Source organism: Gluconobacter sp. GP1 (assembly GCF_032913585.1).
Lineage (GTDB): Bacteria > Pseudomonadota > Alphaproteobacteria > Acetobacterales > Acetobacteraceae > Gluconobacter > Gluconobacter cerinus.
On record NZ_JASGXC010000005.1, the window covers coordinates 79,362 to 94,443 of the forward strand.

The 15,082-nt window shown below is 50.6% G+C and carries 12 protein-coding genes and 1 pseudogene; 10 read left to right on the top strand and 3 right to left on the bottom strand.

What is annotated here, in order from left to right; all coding sequences use genetic code 11:
* Positions 1 to 381 precede the first annotated feature (381 nt).
* Positions 382 to 1,086 (top strand): response regulator transcription factor, encoded by a 705-nt coding sequence (locus tag R5H23_RS12940; RefSeq protein ID WP_317215673.1) that lies wholly within the window; start codon positions 382 to 384, stop codon positions 1,084 to 1,086.
* On the top strand, positions 1,083 to 2,474 hold the full coding sequence (locus tag R5H23_RS12945) for a HAMP domain-containing sensor histidine kinase (protein ID WP_317215674.1): 1,392 nt from the start codon (positions 1,083 to 1,085) through the stop codon (positions 2,472 to 2,474). Before R5H23_RS12940 ends, R5H23_RS12945 begins: the two co-directional genes overlap by 4 nt.
* Here R5H23_RS12945 and R5H23_RS12950 read toward each other — a convergent pair.
* Positions 2,464 to 4,752 (bottom strand): TonB-dependent siderophore receptor, encoded by a 2,289-nt coding sequence (locus R5H23_RS12950; protein ID WP_317215675.1) that lies wholly within the window; start codon positions 4,750 to 4,752, stop codon positions 2,464 to 2,466. The genes R5H23_RS12945 and R5H23_RS12950 overlap by 11 nt on opposite strands.
* Positions 4,753 to 5,006: 254 nt before the next feature.
* Here R5H23_RS12950 and R5H23_RS12955 point away from each other — a divergent pair, with 254 nt between their 5' ends.
* The 3 genes from R5H23_RS12955 to R5H23_RS12965 are packed head-to-tail and all read left to right on the top strand — an operon-like array spanning position 5,007 to position 9,129.
* Positions 5,007 to 7,244 carry a TonB-dependent siderophore receptor gene (locus R5H23_RS12955; protein WP_317215677.1) on the top strand — a complete coding sequence of 746 codons (2,238 nt, stop codon included), beginning with the start codon at positions 5,007 to 5,009 and terminating at the stop codon, positions 7,242 to 7,244.
* A gap of 44 nt (positions 7,245 to 7,288) precedes the next feature.
* Entirely contained in the window at positions 7,289 to 7,960 is a 672-nt protein-coding gene (locus R5H23_RS12960; RefSeq protein ID WP_317215678.1) for a hypothetical protein, read from the top strand.
* A 17-nt stretch (positions 7,961 to 7,977) separates the two neighbouring features.
* On the top strand, positions 7,978 to 9,129 hold the full coding sequence (locus tag R5H23_RS12965) for a PepSY-associated TM helix domain-containing protein (RefSeq protein ID WP_317215680.1): 1,152 nt from the start codon (positions 7,978 to 7,980) through the stop codon (positions 9,127 to 9,129).
* Between the two features lie 541 nt (positions 9,130 to 9,670).
* Here the strand turns inward: R5H23_RS12965 and R5H23_RS12970 are convergent.
* Positions 9,671 to 10,426, bottom strand: a pseudogene (locus R5H23_RS12970) (IS5 family transposase).
* A 183-nt stretch (positions 10,427 to 10,609) separates the two neighbouring features.
* Between R5H23_RS12970 and R5H23_RS12975 the strand changes: the two are divergent.
* The 4 genes from R5H23_RS12975 (at position 10,610) to R5H23_RS12990 (ending at position 13,933) form a co-directional block, all read left to right on the top strand.
* Positions 10,610 to 11,335, top strand: coding sequence for an IclR family transcriptional regulator (locus R5H23_RS12975; RefSeq protein WP_317215681.1), 726 nt, complete (start codon positions 10,610 to 10,612; stop codon positions 11,333 to 11,335).
* Between the two features lie 95 nt (positions 11,336 to 11,430).
* On the top strand, positions 11,431 to 11,829 hold the full coding sequence (locus R5H23_RS12980) for a heme-binding protein (RefSeq protein ID WP_264649206.1): 399 nt from the start codon (positions 11,431 to 11,433) through the stop codon (positions 11,827 to 11,829).
* A 24-nt stretch (positions 11,830 to 11,853) separates the two neighbouring features.
* On the top strand, positions 11,854 to 13,089 hold the full coding sequence (locus tag R5H23_RS12985; protein ID WP_317215682.1) for an MFS transporter: 1,236 nt from the start codon (positions 11,854 to 11,856) through the stop codon (positions 13,087 to 13,089).
* A 58-nt stretch (positions 13,090 to 13,147) separates the two neighbouring features.
* The gene (locus R5H23_RS12990; protein ID WP_317215683.1) at positions 13,148 to 13,933 is read left to right on the top strand and encodes an SDR family oxidoreductase; all 786 of its coding nucleotides are present in this window, start codon (positions 13,148 to 13,150) and stop codon (positions 13,931 to 13,933) included.
* Positions 13,934 to 14,553: 620 nt separating this feature from the next.
* Here the strand turns inward: R5H23_RS12990 and R5H23_RS12995 are convergent.
* Entirely contained in the window at positions 14,554 to 14,763 is a 210-nt protein-coding gene (locus tag R5H23_RS12995; RefSeq protein ID WP_317215722.1) for a hypothetical protein, read from the bottom strand.
* On the opposite strand from R5H23_RS12995, the gene R5H23_RS13000 reads away from it, so the two are divergent.
* Positions 14,680 to 15,078 (top strand): sterol desaturase family protein, encoded by a 399-nt coding sequence (locus R5H23_RS13000; protein WP_249196881.1) that lies wholly within the window; start codon positions 14,680 to 14,682, stop codon positions 15,076 to 15,078. The genes R5H23_RS12995 and R5H23_RS13000 overlap by 84 nt on opposite strands.
* Positions 15,079 to 15,082 lie beyond the last annotated feature (4 nt).

The window sequence follows — 15,082 nt, forward strand, 5'->3', positions numbered from 1 at the left end:
CCCATCACCTCATGCCAGTCGCGCTTGATGCCAGAGCAATGCCACAGACGTGTCTCAAGAGATCAGCAGAAACCCTGCTCTGGGAACTGGATACAGAATTCATACCCAAAAAAATCAGCATCGTATTAACTGTCCCTCAGAATGTCCGGTTGGGCAGTCGGTTGGCTTCCGGGGAAACGGAGCAACGACTAAACATTCGTACCCGATATCTGCTCGCTCCAGACGATGATTTGGGCCTTAGTCGATGGTGCATAATTCTTGCCTTAAGTCATGCACTAAGGCTTGATGACGTGTTCGCTCTTTATATCACTTTCAATCAACTCTCAGCCACGGCAAGGCGTATCGTTGCGCGTCAACACTCTCCCTTCCGGGATATCTCTCATGAATCAAGAAATTACGCTTTCTGTTGCAGATGTCCTTCTTGTTGAAGATGACGTGCATACTGCCAAGTATATAGAAAGATTCTTCAAAAATTCGCATGTCCACATTACAACGGCCACTGACGGTATCACTGGTCAAAATCTGGCTACATCCCATTTATGGGACTGTATTATTCTCGATCGTCGCCTTCCTGGAATAGATGGTCTGACAATTTTAAATAAAATCAGAGCCGCGAACATTCAGGTGCCCATTCTATTTCTAACAACGATGGATGGCATTCTTGATCGCGTAATTGGGCTCCGAAGTGGTGGAGACGACTATCTGGTCAAACCATTTGCGTTAACAGAACTCTCGGCACGAGTAGAAAGCCTTATCAGGAGATCAAAAAATCTCGCAAAAGAAACTCGCCTTTTATTCGCAGATGTCGAAATAAATCTCCTTACGCGCCAAGTATGTCGTGCCGGGAGCACATTGTATATTCAGCCCCAGGAACTCAAGCTTCTCGAATATTTCCTGAGGCATCCACAAGTCATATTTTCTCGTGAAATGCTTCTGCAAGCGGTTTGGAACATCGATTTTCCGATCCGCACCAATCTTGTCGAAACACATGTCAGTCGGCTGAGAGAGCGACTGGGCCGCGATGCGCCTCAGTTGATCCATACCGTGAAGAGGAAGGGCTATATCCTGAGGAACTCTGAAACATGAGAAAATACATCGTCACACCTTCTGAGGGCCCATCCCCTTTTCGCAGTTCGTCTTTTCGGATCGTTGCGTTGTTTGCAAGCTGCTTTGTCATCAGTGGCGTCACCATGATGATTCTCTCCGGCTATCACAGCCTGAACCTTCTTTCACACCAGATAAAGCAGACTGTTGCCAATGAGCGTGACGAAGCCCTTTCAGGTGCTGGTATCAAAGATGTAAGTCATCTTGAGCCTGTCATGAGCCAACTCGTACGGAATGAACCGGCGTTTTATTATCTTCTCCAAAATGCCCAGGAGCACGTTGTCGTCGCCAACATGTTCCACCTGAGACCCATCCCAGGCTGGCGAACATTATCCTGGACCCATCGCTCCCTGCCACCTGACCATCGTCCCGTTATTGGATACGGTTTGTCGTTACAAGACGGCGGGTACCTGTTCGTTGGTATCGACGCCGAGCCGGCACAGACCCTTCGTCGGGATTTATGGTTCATGTGGGGGTGGAGTACCATCGGCTTTATCTTCATCGGTGTAGCCGGGGGTTTTATTCTGAGTTGGCTTGTTTTGGGCAAGATTGAAGCCATCAGCCAGACCGCTCGTGACATTATGTCTGGCGACATGTCACGTCGGTTGCCCTTGAATGCGACAGATGATGAGTTTGATCATCTTGCAGTCAGCTTGAATGCTATGCTCGAAAGAAACGAGGCCCTCGTAACCAGTATACGCCAGGTCACTGATGACATCGCTCACGACATGCGACGCCCACTTGCACATCTAGGCCAGCATCTTGAGGATCTGTCTGAAGTTTCACTGCCTCCGGCTGGAACAGAAGCGCTGAGCCAAGCCAGAGACAGTCTGGACGAAGCTTTGGAAATTTTTTCTTCTTTGCTGAAGCTCGCTCAGATCGAGGCCGATGATCGCGCACCCGATAGTCAGACTCTCGATGTTCAAGACCTTCTGGTCACGATTTCAGACCTCTACCGACCTATTCTGGAAGATCGGAACCAAGGCCTCGACTTGAGTATGCCCTCTCTCACCATGCATCTTGATGGAAACAGGGTACTTCTGACGCAAATGCTCGCCAACCTTCTTGAAAACGCCACAAATCATTGCCCTGCGGGAAGCAGAATTACTCTGTCTGCTTCTGCACTGCCCACAACAGTGACCGTTGTGGTTTCTGATAATGGCCCTGGCATTCCCGCTCACGAGCGGGAGCGTGTCTTTGACAAAATGGTCAGGCTCGACAGGAGCCGCTCTGTCCCGGGAACCGGACTTGGCCTGAGCATGGTAAGGGCTATTGTTCGGCTTCATGGAGGGCAGATCCGCCTTCTGGATAACGAACCCGGCCTCCGATGTGAGATAGATTTTCCTAGGATTTCCGACGTTACATCTTGAAACTCAACTGGAATGTGACCGCTCGGCCAGCCGCAATTCTGGAATAATTGGTATAGACACGATCATAATATCGCTTGTTCGTCAGATTTTGCAGATTAGCCTGTAGATCCAGAGTTCTGGTAATCTGATAGTCAGCCACCATGTCCAGACGAACATACTCCGGCACCCATGTCTGATTGTTCACATTTGTATAACGCTTGCTCATATAGGTTAAGCCACCACCGGCCTTGAACTGGGGCAGTATTTTATAAGTACTCCAGAAAGACACGGAGTTCCCCGGTGTGTAAGGAAAGCGCTTTCCTACATTCGCATGTGTCGGGCCGCCGTCTATCACAGTACTATCCAGATATGTCCAGCCACCGAAGACCTCCCAACGAGGCGTGATATTACCGGCAAAGTTGATTTCAGCTCCCCGGACGCGCTGCGTTCCAGCATCAATCTGGTTTCCGTACCCGTCAGAAACTTGTGCATTGGTCATCTTTCCATCAAACAGTGAGCCTGTGATGGAGAAACGTCCGTCAAACAACTCAGCCTTGGCACCCACCTCAATGTTCTTGCCATTCTGCGGAGCAAGTTTGTTGTTGGCTGTCGACAAAGCGATCTGCCCATCCGCACCCGCATCCACACCAACCGGATTGGAAGCTGTCGCGTAAGAGAAATAGATGCTGATCGGCTTGATTGGCTTATAGACCGCGCCTGCCTGATAATTAATGAAGCTCTGATTATTACTCAGCCCAACATTTCCCTGCACGGCAGACGTCATAAAACGGTCGAACCGCACCCCACCGTTGATGAGCAAATGATCCTTCAACATGCTCATCGTATCGAAAGCGTAAGCTGATCCCGTCGTGACGTTAGTATTGAGCGGGGCAATACCAGGCTCACCCAGTGAATAGGAGCCGGTCCAGGGGTTATGGGCACTCCAACTCCCCAGGTTCGTCGCAGATACGCAATTGTAAGCGACAGAGCAGGAACCACCATTCCGTAAATTATGCCCTGTTGAGTCAGTTACATAATACTCATTGCGGGTCAGTCGCTCACGCGACACCTCGATACCGGTATTGATCGAATGATGAATGAACCCTGTATCGAATGTTCCGGACACCATCGCCTGTTCCTGGAAATTGTCCGTATGAAATTTTCCGGATTTTGCTTCCAGAAGAATATTCTGATTAGTGAGGGATGTACTCTGCCACTGAGGGTTGGTGGCTATGTAATCAAATTGGGTACTTGTCCACTGAAGCGTATTACGGAATACGAAATTACGCCACAAATCCCGTTCAAGAATGATCTGACCAAGATCTGTCGTACTACGCTCGAAATCCCGGTCCTGCAAACCTAATACCGTATGTCGCGGGATATTGAGTGGCTCATGTGTCGTCTTGCTATACGGAGCAGAATAATCAGGCATGTCGAAAGAATAAAGGTGATAGTATCCCAGTGTAAGCCGCGTTGGCGTCCCCAACCCAAAGGACATGGATGGTGCCACACCCCATTTATGTCCGCCAACAGGTTCACGACCCGCCGTATCCCCCTCATCTCCCATGGCGTTCAAACGAAACGCTGTTGAAGATCCAATCTGCCGGTTGATGTCGATCGTCCCTCTTTTGTAGGCAGCCGTTCCGAAGCCGATCTGGCCGGAGAGGCTGTTTCCAAGCTGGGCTTTTTTAGTCGTGATGTTAATTTGCCCTCCAAGACCACCACGACCGCCATAGACCGACCCTGGCCCTTTCAGAACTTCCATTTCTTCAACATCAAAAACTTCGCGCTGACTGACGCCACTGTCCCGCAATCCGTCAATGAACATGTTACTATAAGAACCAAAACCGCGAATCACCGGGTAGTTACCACCAGGAATGGCGTAGGCGTCTCCACCTCGGAAACTGACACCTGGAACGGTTCGCATGGCTTCTTCAAAAGAGGTCGCGTTCACCAGCTTCATCTGTTCCTGGGTCACAACAGAAACCGAGCGGGGCGTATCAAGCAGGGATGCAGTATACTTTCGGTTTGGGGACTTACCCGTCAACTGAGAATGGTTCTTTCCCCAGACTGTTAGCTTTTCCTGACCGTTAGACTGTGTGCTTCCACTATAGTTAAGCGCGTGCGCCCCGGGTTCTACGTTTTTTTTTGATGATTTGGACGAACCTGTTTTCGAGGAGACAGATTTAATCTCTGCCGAAGAGGCGGCGTATGCAGAGGTTTCAAGCATTGTACCTGCAAGACAGCCGAAAATAAATGAACATGAGCAAAGACGGACGACATTTCGACGGTGATACATTTTTCCAAGCCTAAATGAGAACGCTTCGCATTGGCTATATCCGTTTATCTCTCCGGGCAATCAACATTACGCAACATTGGGAATTGTTAATTATGCGACTAATTCGCAATAACATCTGATGCTGATATAGATCCTTAATCAGAACACGGAATGCCACTCATGCTTCGGATGCCTGTTCGCGGCCTCAGTGTGCCACGAGCATTTGCACCGCATGCAGCTTTCTTTGTTCAGGCGGTATCTTTTCGAGGCAAGCAATGCAAACGGTCATCAAGTACATCTGCACCTGGAGTTTGTTCGGAGTTTCTTTTCAGGCGATGTATGTTCCGGCGGTTCAAGCTGCAGAAACACCTGCAGTAGAAGAGACCGAACGGAAAATTCGTGGTCTCCCCCCTTCTCCACAAACGGACATAACACCAACTTCGGCAGAACAGATTACCGTTGTTGGGCGAGCGACGCCTCCACCCGAGACTACTGATCATCGGTATCAACCGACACCGGACGCCTCCACGCTCCGAACCACGACGTCCATTCTCAACATTCCACAGGTTGTGAATATCGTATCGGCCCAGGTTATTCACGATCAGGAGCCTCGAAACCTTGACGACGTCCTCGCTAATGTCAGTGGAATTACGCAGGGTAACACTCTGGCGGGTACCCAGGACACAATTATGAAACGGGGGTTTGGTGGCAACCGAGACGGTTCCATCATGCATAATGGAATGCCCCTGGTTCAGGGACGTGGCTTTAATGCTGCTGCCAACAGCGTCGAGGTTCTCAAAGGACCCTCTTCCCTTCTTTACGGAATTATGGACCCCGGCGGGGTAGTCAACATCATCAGTAAAAAGCCGAGACTTGTTCGCAAAACGGTACTTTCCGCGACAGGATCAACCTATGGACATGGTAAAAATGGCATCGAGGGCATGCTGGATACGACAGGTCCAATCGGAAAAAGCGGAATAGCTTATCGCCTTGTTGTCGATCAGATATCGGAAGACTACTGGCGTAATTTCGGTCTCCACCGGGAAACACTCGTCGCCCCTTCCCTCTCTTGGTACGGAAAAAATACACAAATTACTGCTTGGTATGAATTTCGTGACTTCCTGTATCCGTTTGATCGGGGAACGGCGCTCGATCCCAGGACGGGGCACCCTCTGAATATTCCTGCAACGAGGCGCCTTGACGAGCCGTTCAATAAAATGAAAGGGCAAAGTCACTTAGGGCAACTCTCGATTGACCATCATTTTGGCTCTGGCTGGGCGGCACATGTCAATTTCAGCTACAATCAGGAGAAATATGATGCCAATCAGTTGCGGGTTAATGGCATCAACGTCACCAAAGGGACTCTGACGCGCAGTAATGACGCAACACACGGGGCTTTAAGCTCTGACACCTATGGCACCCTGTACGTTGATGGTCCCGTCAATATAGGGCCTGTCCGCCAGACAGTTCAGATTGGTATGGACGGTGAATATCGTCTGATCTACCGAAAAGATCTGCTTCGGCAGGCAACAAAGCATACATTCAGTTATCTCAACCCCACATATGGTCTGGAATCTCCTTCGTCGACCATTTCCGCCAGCGACAGTGATCAGACAGATGATCTACATGATTATTCCGGCTTTCTAAGAGATACCATCCGCCTTGGGCAGAAATGGGTCATCGTAGGGGGTGTCCGTTATCTGAGCTATACTCAGATCGCAGGACGTGGCCGTCCTTTTAAAGCCAATACAGATATCAGTGGCGGAGCATTTTTACCGCTCGCCGGTATCGTCTATCGCATCGCGCCGCATTGGTCTCTTTACGGCAGTTACACACAGTCCCTGAAGCCTGCATCTACAATTGCCCCACTTTCCAGTGGTCTTGTTCTTGATTCAGGGTTCCAGCCAGAGAAAGCCAGGGCTTTTGAGGTTGGCGCCAAAGTTGTCATTCCGGGAAGACTAACCGGTAGTCTGGCGTTGTTTGATATTCACAAGAGAAATGTGCTTGTATCGCAGTTCAACGACACGACGAAGCTCACCGATTACAGAACTGCAGGCGCAGCCCGTTCCCGAGGGATCGAAATAGATCTTGCAGGTCAGGTAACGAAACGACTCAGTACCATCGCGAGTTACGCATATCTGGATGGCGCCACAACGCAGGACCCGGTGTATGCAGGCAAACAACTTTGGAATGCCGCGCGTAACACAGCCTCTCTCGGGCTTGTTTATGATTTCGGATCCCTGTTTTCTCATGACAAATTACGCGTTGGTGGAAATGCCCACTATGTCGGTCGCCGTCCTGGTGACTCAGCCAATAGTTTCTTTCTTCCCGGTTACGTAACGGGTGATCTTTTTGCGACTTATGATACCATGATTGACAGTCATGAATTATCACTACAATTCAATATCAAAAATATCTCGAATCTTGTGTATTATCCATCCGCGGTAAACACCTATTTTGTTTCAATGGGTGATGCCCGCAGGTTCTCCCTTCGCGCCTCGGTAGCGTTCTAATGCGTTACAGAATCAAATGGGCTTTCTTTCCGTGCGTCTTCCTGATGGGTATTTCAGGAAGCGCTCTCGCAACACCTGCAAGCCTCGCCCATCATCATATCCTCTTTCTTACAAAGATGGGGGGGCCGAATTTTTCCGTGGATCAGAAGATTTCCGATCATCTCATCCATGAAGGCTTTACCGTCACAATAAAAAATGAGGATACAGCCCCGTCTGAAGCCAGACAGGATGACCTTGTTATCATCTCGTCAACGGTGTCGGGCAAAAACATTGATCCACAATGGCGATCCGCCCGAGTCAATCTTCTGACATGGGAAAACGATATTCTCGATGATCTTGCCATGAGTGGAAAACGCCATGACGTTGATTTCGGAGAGGTTCCAAAGGAGCGCTATCTCTGGATCGTCAACGCACCACATCCCATGAGTGGCGGTCTCAAGGCCGGTATCGCAAACGTCTATCATCAACAGGCTGAGATGAGTTGGGGCAAGCCTGGTCTGGGCGCAACACTCATCGCGACCTTATATGGTCAGCCTGAGAAAGTTGCGATCTTCGGATATGAAGCTGGCGCGACAATGGACTATGAGACGCTCGCTCCTGCCAGACGCGTTATGTTGTTCATGGACAACAGCACTTTTACCAATCTATCTGAAGATGGTCTGACCCTGTTTGATGCTGCAATCAAATGGGCCTGCGCACCGTCGCGCTCATTCTGAAAACGATCATATTGCCCATGAAACATATGATCCGAAAATATCATCGCTGGTTGGGCCTTGCTCTCGCTTTGCCCTTAATTATAGAGGCGATCAGCGGCATCCTGCTTATCGTACTGCCGCTCCTACTTTCAGGCCGCCCTCAATATCCTGTCACTTCCAAACCGCTGAGTTCAGAAGCTCTCATTACGGCTGCCCGACATGCTGCTCCAGCATCCATGATTCCTCTGCGCTTTGATCCTGCACGATGGGACGGTGACGGCGCGATTGTCACTTTTGGGCCGCCTACAGAACGGCATCCAACATTCCAGGTCATGCTGAATCCGGAAAATGCAACTATCAACCGGATTCACGAGATTCCAAAATTCCTAAGATTTTTACACAATCTTCATGCCAACCTTCTCCTGCTACCGTATGGCGAAACGGCCACCAGCATGATGGGAGTAGGCCTCTTATTCTTTGCAATCAGTGGAGTGTTTCTCTGGTGGCCAAGACATGATCTCTGGAAATCCGGGAAATGGCGAAAAACTGTTTTGCCTTCGTTTCGTGCTCGCGGATATCGTCTGTGGCGTGAAATCCATATCAGCCTGGGCATTTGGACCACAATTATGTTGGTCTTCATGTCAATCAGCGGGACGCTTCTGGCTTTTCCTTTCTCCCGAAGTCTTCTTGGCGTGCCTTATCCGAGAGTCACCCTACATCAAGAACCAATACTTCTAGCCCCACCTCATGGAGAAGAAGAGTTCGACAGGACCATCACACTTGTTCAACGCGAATATCCTCAAGCCATTTTCAGACATGCCCAGCTTGGGAGCACGCAAAAACAGCAGCGTTTGCAGTTCAGTTTGCCAGCCTATGGACCAAACACATTGGCTACAATGCATCTGGATACGAAAACAGGAAAAATCATTCTCGTTCAGGACCCGGCCGATGAGAAATGGGGAGCTTGGATATTTCGCTGGCTTCATACACTGCATGAAGCACGTCTTGAAGGACCATTAATTTGGGCCCCGCTATGGAAATTTCTCGTTTTTTGTACAGGCCTTGCGCTGACCTATTTTTCAATCTCCGGGATTGTCATGTCGGTTCTCCGAACCAACCGCGCAGTTCCAACACGAGGTGCCGTCAGAAGCAGGCAGGCTAAATCGTCTACGGGTAAACACGAACGATGACGAACGTAATATCATCTCTGCAACGGCGGCGTTCGTCGCCAAGTATCACGGATATCCGCCCTGGGAAACAGGCGGACCAAAAAGTTGTTTTCTACCTAACGCAACGTTGCCGGATAAATGGACTAAAAATGACCGCAATAAGGCATTTGACGTTACACGGCTGTATAAACGCAGGACCAAATTCTACTGCACTTCGCATTTGGAAAACTATTATGGACATGCTTGCAGGGCATGCTCCCAGTCTGGGTTCCTTGCAGCGAAATTTAAATGTCTTTGTTGAAGGCAATATTTTGCAGCGTGAACTCGGGCCAGATCGGGTGAGACGCTACAAAATTCGTAAGCCTTAGAGGCTGTTTCATAAGATATTATAAACAAACCTTAAAATAGAAAACAACCTTTAACCCATTGATAACATGCATAGAAAAAAATTTCTTTAGAATTTTGCACAAATGTGCTCATGGACACTCAGGCAGATTAGGTATTTCCAGCCTGTTATGATGACCTCATGAACAGCCCTGACCAGGCCCTCTAGGCTCAGGACTCATGGCCAGAAGATGATGGTTGCAGCGAGGCAGATGGTGGAGAAGAAGACGGTGGGGCATCTGTCATAGCGTGTTGCGACCCGTCGCCAGTCCTTGAGGCGGCCGAACATGATTTCGATGCGGTTGCGTCTTCTGTATTTTCGCTTGTCGTATTTGACTGGTTTCCACGGGATCTTCTTCCCGGAATACAGGGCCTGATCCCTTTTCCCTCCAGGGCATCCCGGAACCAGTCAGCATCATAACCTCGATCCGCCAGCAACCACTGTGCCATGGGAAGGCTGTCCAGAAGAGCAGAGGCTCCGGTGTAATCACTGACCTGTCCTGCTGGCATGAAGAAACTCAGCGGTCGTCCGTTCTGATCGGTAATCGCATGCAGCTTGGTATTCATACCGCCTTTGGTGCGACCGATCAGGCGGCCCGGATCCCCTTTTTTAGCCGCAGGCTTGAAGCCGTGCGGTGCGCCTTGAGAAAGGTCGCGTCAATCATAATCGTCTGAGGCTCTGCCTTTCCGGCAGCCAGACCGTCCATCATCCGGGCGAAGACCCCATGGCGCCCCAGCACTTCCAGCGGTTGTACAGTGTCTTATGTGGACCGTATTCCCGGGGCGCATCACGCCAGCGCAAGCCATTACGGTTCACAAAAATGATCCCGCTCAGCACACGACGGTCATCAACGCGAGGTTTGCCGTGGCTCTTGGGAAAGAACGGCCGCAGACGGTCCATCTGTTCGTCCGTCAGCCAGTACAGGTCGCTCATCTTCAGTCTCCTCAATGAGCCTGAATCAGTTTCCTACGAGAAAATCAATGGGTCCTGAGCCTAATCAATTACCACAATGCATATGAATATTTTCATATTCCAATACTAATATTCAGACACATACAAGTCGGATTTTTAAGCGCTGCCCTTTACGTGCAGGGTAATAGAAGGTGAAACCGCTTAATGGGAAAGTCACCAAAGCTTATTCAGTCTATCGAGCGGTCTGCGGCCCTGCTCGAAATCATTGCGCAACAGGGCGGAGGCGCAAGGCTAAAAGACCTCGCGACAATTTCTGGTCTTGGGAAAACGACCGCCCACAATATTCTGCAAACCCTTGAATATCTGGGCTATGTCCACCGCCGTCCGGGAGACATGCGTTACCATTTAGGTGGCCGCATTCTGAATTTGGCCCGGATTGTAGGAGATGATCACCTTCTGCGAGATAGAATACGTCCCGTGCTTGAGATCATTGCGCAAGAAAGCCACGCAACTGTTTACCTCGGTGTCCCAAGTGGCGATGAAACGGCTTATCTCGACATTCTGGACTTGGAAGAGCCAAATATCGCTGCCTCTCGCCTGATGAGCAGGGAAAAACTCGAAGGATCAGCTGTGGGTCTCGTGTTCCTCGCATTTGTTCCAGGTTTAGGGCAACGCGTCCTGACCACGCGATCCAATGCGCTCAATGATGCGACACTGGCAGAAATCGAGAATGTCCGGATCAAAGGGTATGCGCTTGATCTGGAAGCCTATCATCCAGGCATCAACGCAGTTGCCATTCCCTTGAGAGAAAGCGGCGAAGTCCGGGCCAGTATAGCTGTTGCCGGCCCGGCGCAGAGCTTCCCACGCCATCGCTTAATCCGCCTGGCATGGATTATGATGAAGCATGTGGAACGCGCAAATATCCAATAATGCTGAACTCGTGCCGTTTGAAGAAAGACAGCGTTCCCTTATTCATCGGGGACTGACGCAGTAACTTTTTCTTCAGAAAGACAGGTTCTCTCCTCATGAAAATGTCCTTTGCACAGACCATGCTTCAGGCTGCGGTCCAGGAAGCCGAAAGGCTCAACCTAAAAGTCTGCATCTCCATCGTGGATATGGCAGCGTGGCCTATGGCTTTCTTACGCATGGACGGGACGCCACTTGGCTCGATTGATGTCAGTCAGAAAAAGGCAAAAACTGCCGTCCTGTTCCAGATGGACAGCGCCGACTTCGCCAAAATCGCGCATCCAGACGGACAGGCATATTCGCTTGAAAATACGAATGGCGGCCTGACAAGCTTTGGCGGCGGGATCGTCCTAAAGTCTGCTGACGGTACGGTGATTGGAGGCATCGGCGTATCTGGTGCCAGCTCTGAAGACGATATTGCTATTGCTCGTGTTGCGGCAAACGCCCTGACATCCTGAAGACCATCAACACTGGATCACTCCATGCCCTCAGAGACACTGCATCCTGAAGGAAGCGCGCCTCTGGTTGCGCCTCCTCATGGTAGAACTGCTGCACTCCTCCTCCTGACTTTCGGGACGTTCGTAGTCGGGACAGGCGAATTCGCCATTATGGGAATGCTGCCCGAGTTCGCATCATCTCTCGGCCTCACACCCGCCGATGCTGGTCATGCGATTACGGCCTATGCGCTCGGTGTCGTCGTTGGCGCCCCGCTTATCACTATCCTTGGAGCACGCCTCTCTCGCCGGGAACTGATGCTCGTTCTCCTGCTGCTGTTCTGTTTTGGAAACGCCCTGAGCGTCGCTATGCCCACTCCTGGTCTGATTGAAGTGGCGCGCTTCATCACAGGACTCCCCCATGGCGCATTATTCGGCATATCCGCGCTCGTCGCGGCCTCTATGGTCGAGCGCTCGCATAGAGGCTGGGCTGTTGGACGTGTGCTGTCCGGCATTGCGATATCAACCCTGATTGGCGCACCATTTTCCACATTTGCCGCCAATCATTTCGGCTGGCGCATTGCCTACCTCATTATTGGAAGTCTGGGCTTCGTCACATTCCTGGGTGTTTTGCGCTATATTCCAGCCGACGTACCGAACCGGAAAAACTCCCCTCTACGAGAAGTAAAAGCGCTCGGAAATACGCAGGTTCTGCTGACGCTTCTGACCGCGGCGATCGGCTTTGGAGGAATGTTTGCAATCTACACGTATCTGACGAGCGTCGTACAAAACGTCACGCATGTGCCCGAATGGGAGGTCATGCTTTACATGGTCATCTGGGGATGCGGCATGTTGGCCGGAACCAACGTTGGCGCATGGATTGTTGATCGAAACATCAATCTTGCCGTTATCCTGGCCCTGTCAGGCAGCATTTTCGTGATGCTTCTGTTCCCTTACGTCATGCACAATCCACTTGGCCTGATGGCAGATGTTTTCTTTATCCCAGCCTTTGTGAATGCTCTTGGTCCAGCCCTGCAAACGCGCCTTATGGACTTTGCAGAAGACGCGCAAACACTTGCAGCATCCCTTAACCATTCGGCTTTCAATATTGCCAACGCTCTGGGCGCCTCTCTTGGGAGTGTGCTTCTGGGGCGGCAGCTTGGTTATGGCTCACTGGGTATCGGAAGCGCACTGCTCTCGGCAGGCGGTCTGGCAGTGTATTTCATCGCGCTTGCAGCTTTGAAACGCAGCGGTCTTAGGGAGGTCCGTGGTTCCATAGATTAAGCCAGCGGATTTTTCAGCACTCTCTCAAATTAAACAAAACAATAGATGCGAGGTCACCATGGATCTGAACCTTAAAGGTAAAACCGCTCTGATTACTGGCTCAACGTCCGGGATCGGACTGGCCATTGCCAAGCGTTTCGTGGCGGAGGGCGTCCATGTCGTCATTTGCGGTCGAAGCCAGTCAAAGCTGGATGCAGCCACGGCAGAATTGAATGCACCAATGCAGGTGCGTGCCGTTCAGGCTGATGCCGGGACACAGGCCGGGGTTGCAGCTTTGGTCGAAGCCGTCCCCTCCGTTGATATCCTGATCAACAACCTTGGGATTTTTGAACCTAAAGCTTTTGCCGATATCGCGGACGAAGAATGGAGCCATATCTTCGAAGTCAATATCATGAGCGGCGTCCGGCTTTCCCGGCACTATTTCCCAAACATGATTGCGCAGAACTGGGGACGCATCATCTTTGTCTCCAGCGAATGCGGCGTCGTAACACCGGGAGACACCATCCACTATGCCATGACCAAGACAGCGCAGCTTGCTGTGTCACGTGGCCTGGCTGAAGAGACCAAGGGAACCGGCGTTACCGTCAATTGCGTTCTTCCGGGCCCAACAAAATCCGAAGGCAGTACGGCCTTCATCAAGGCAGCCGTTAAGAACAAGGACGCGTCAGAAGAAGAGCGGGAAGCAGAATTCTTCAAAACAATGCGCCCCCTTTCCCTTCTCCAGCGCCTCATCCATCCGGAGGAAATTGCAGCTCAGGTCGCGTTGCTTTCCAGCCCATTCGGCGCCGTGACCAATGGGGCTGCGATCAGGTGCGAAGGCGGCATTGTCCCGACGATCTTGTAATCGTCAAAACGGCAACTGATTACTTCAGCGACAATGTTTGCCGTTGATGGAGTTCCTGCATGCTTCGGCCGCAGGAACTCCATCTGGCCAAGATTATAGATCGCTAAAAAAGCCATATTTCCATACGACAAGCAGCCCCATGCTCATCGTAACCTTAGCGACAGAATGATGAACAGATTTGACGCCCCAGGTGAGCTCGCTCCAATGGCAGCGTCAGAGCAATGATCACATGCGGGATGTATCGAGAAATCACGTCTTGCGACCTGAAATTTGAAAAAACCTTTGTAAATTTTTGACGTTCTACGAAATCTGAAGATGTGTTCGTTCCAACAAGCTACCTCTTCAGAAATGTTTGGAACCAAATTGAGTGGTCTGACTAGTTTGGAAGCCTTCGTTAACCTGCTGAGCTGGTGCAAGAAGGACACATCCTTCAGTTTGAAGCTCAAACATTACTATGCGTGTCTTGAGAACATCGATATGATCGCATGGATCAACGCGTTCTGTTTTCCGAAAAAAGAGGGAATTCAGCACAGACAACAAAGGTTTTAGGGGAATTCTGCCGAGTGTCATTGAGGCTTTTCAGAAATGACTGGCTGGAACGGCTTACATATATGCCGTTGTCAGTTTTCATCCCGGTTTGGGTCGTCATATTTTCCCTTGTCTGTCTGGACTGTATGCCGATGGCGGTGGCTCCATTTGTAGCCCTGTTCCTTATGGGCCTCATCTTCTGGTCTTTTTTTGAATACCTGGGTCATCGTTTCCTTTTTCACCTCGATCTTTCCCACGAGATTGGCAAACGATTTATCTTCCTGATCCACGGCAATCATCATGACGAGCCCGGAGAGAAGCTCCGCAACATGATGCCCCTGTCCGTCAGCCTTCCCCTTGCAGGCTTGCTCTGGGCTTTGGCGCATTTTTTAGGGGGCCATAGCGGCACCACATTTTTCCTCGGCTTTCTCGCGGGCTATATTGTCTACGATCTTGTTCACTACGCCTGTCATCAGTATCGACCAAAGCGGGGCATTCTTCGCAAACTGCGTCGTCACCACCTCATTCATCATTACGCTGCACCAGAAAAAAATTTCGCGGTAAGCAACGATGTCTGGGATCGGATTTTCCACACCAAGACCGGGCGCTCTCCCTGATACC

What these genes read in the sequence shown, in the direction of transcription:
- R5H23_RS12975 (WP_317215681.1), top strand. Translation starts at nt 10,610, where the DNA reads ATGGGAAAGTCACCAAAGCTTATTCAGTCTATCGAGCGGTCTGCGGCC.
- R5H23_RS12950 (WP_317215675.1), bottom strand. Translation starts at nt 4,752, where the DNA reads ATGTATCACCGTCGAAATGTCGTCCGTCTTTGCTCATGTTCATTTATT.
- R5H23_RS12980 (WP_264649206.1), top strand. Translation starts at nt 11,431, where the DNA reads ATGAAAATGTCCTTTGCACAGACCATGCTTCAGGCTGCGGTCCAGGAA.
- R5H23_RS12985 (WP_317215682.1), top strand. Translation starts at nt 11,854, where the DNA reads ATGCCCTCAGAGACACTGCATCCTGAAGGAAGCGCGCCTCTGGTTGCG.
- R5H23_RS12960 (WP_317215678.1), top strand. Translation starts at nt 7,289, where the DNA reads ATGGGTATTTCAGGAAGCGCTCTCGCAACACCTGCAAGCCTCGCCCAT.
- R5H23_RS12990 (WP_317215683.1), top strand. Translation starts at nt 13,148, where the DNA reads ATGGATCTGAACCTTAAAGGTAAAACCGCTCTGATTACTGGCTCAACG.
- R5H23_RS12955 (WP_317215677.1), top strand. Translation starts at nt 5,007, where the DNA reads ATGCAAACGGTCATCAAGTACATCTGCACCTGGAGTTTGTTCGGAGTT.
- R5H23_RS12945 (WP_317215674.1), top strand. Translation starts at nt 1,083, where the DNA reads ATGAGAAAATACATCGTCACACCTTCTGAGGGCCCATCCCCTTTTCGC.
- R5H23_RS12995 (WP_317215722.1), bottom strand. Translation starts at nt 14,763, where the DNA reads ATGATGATTGCCGTGGATCAGGAAGATAAATCGTTTGCCAATCTCGTG.
- R5H23_RS12940 (WP_317215673.1), top strand. Translation starts at nt 382, where the DNA reads ATGAATCAAGAAATTACGCTTTCTGTTGCAGATGTCCTTCTTGTTGAA.
- R5H23_RS12965 (WP_317215680.1), top strand. Translation starts at nt 7,978, where the DNA reads ATGAAACATATGATCCGAAAATATCATCGCTGGTTGGGCCTTGCTCTC.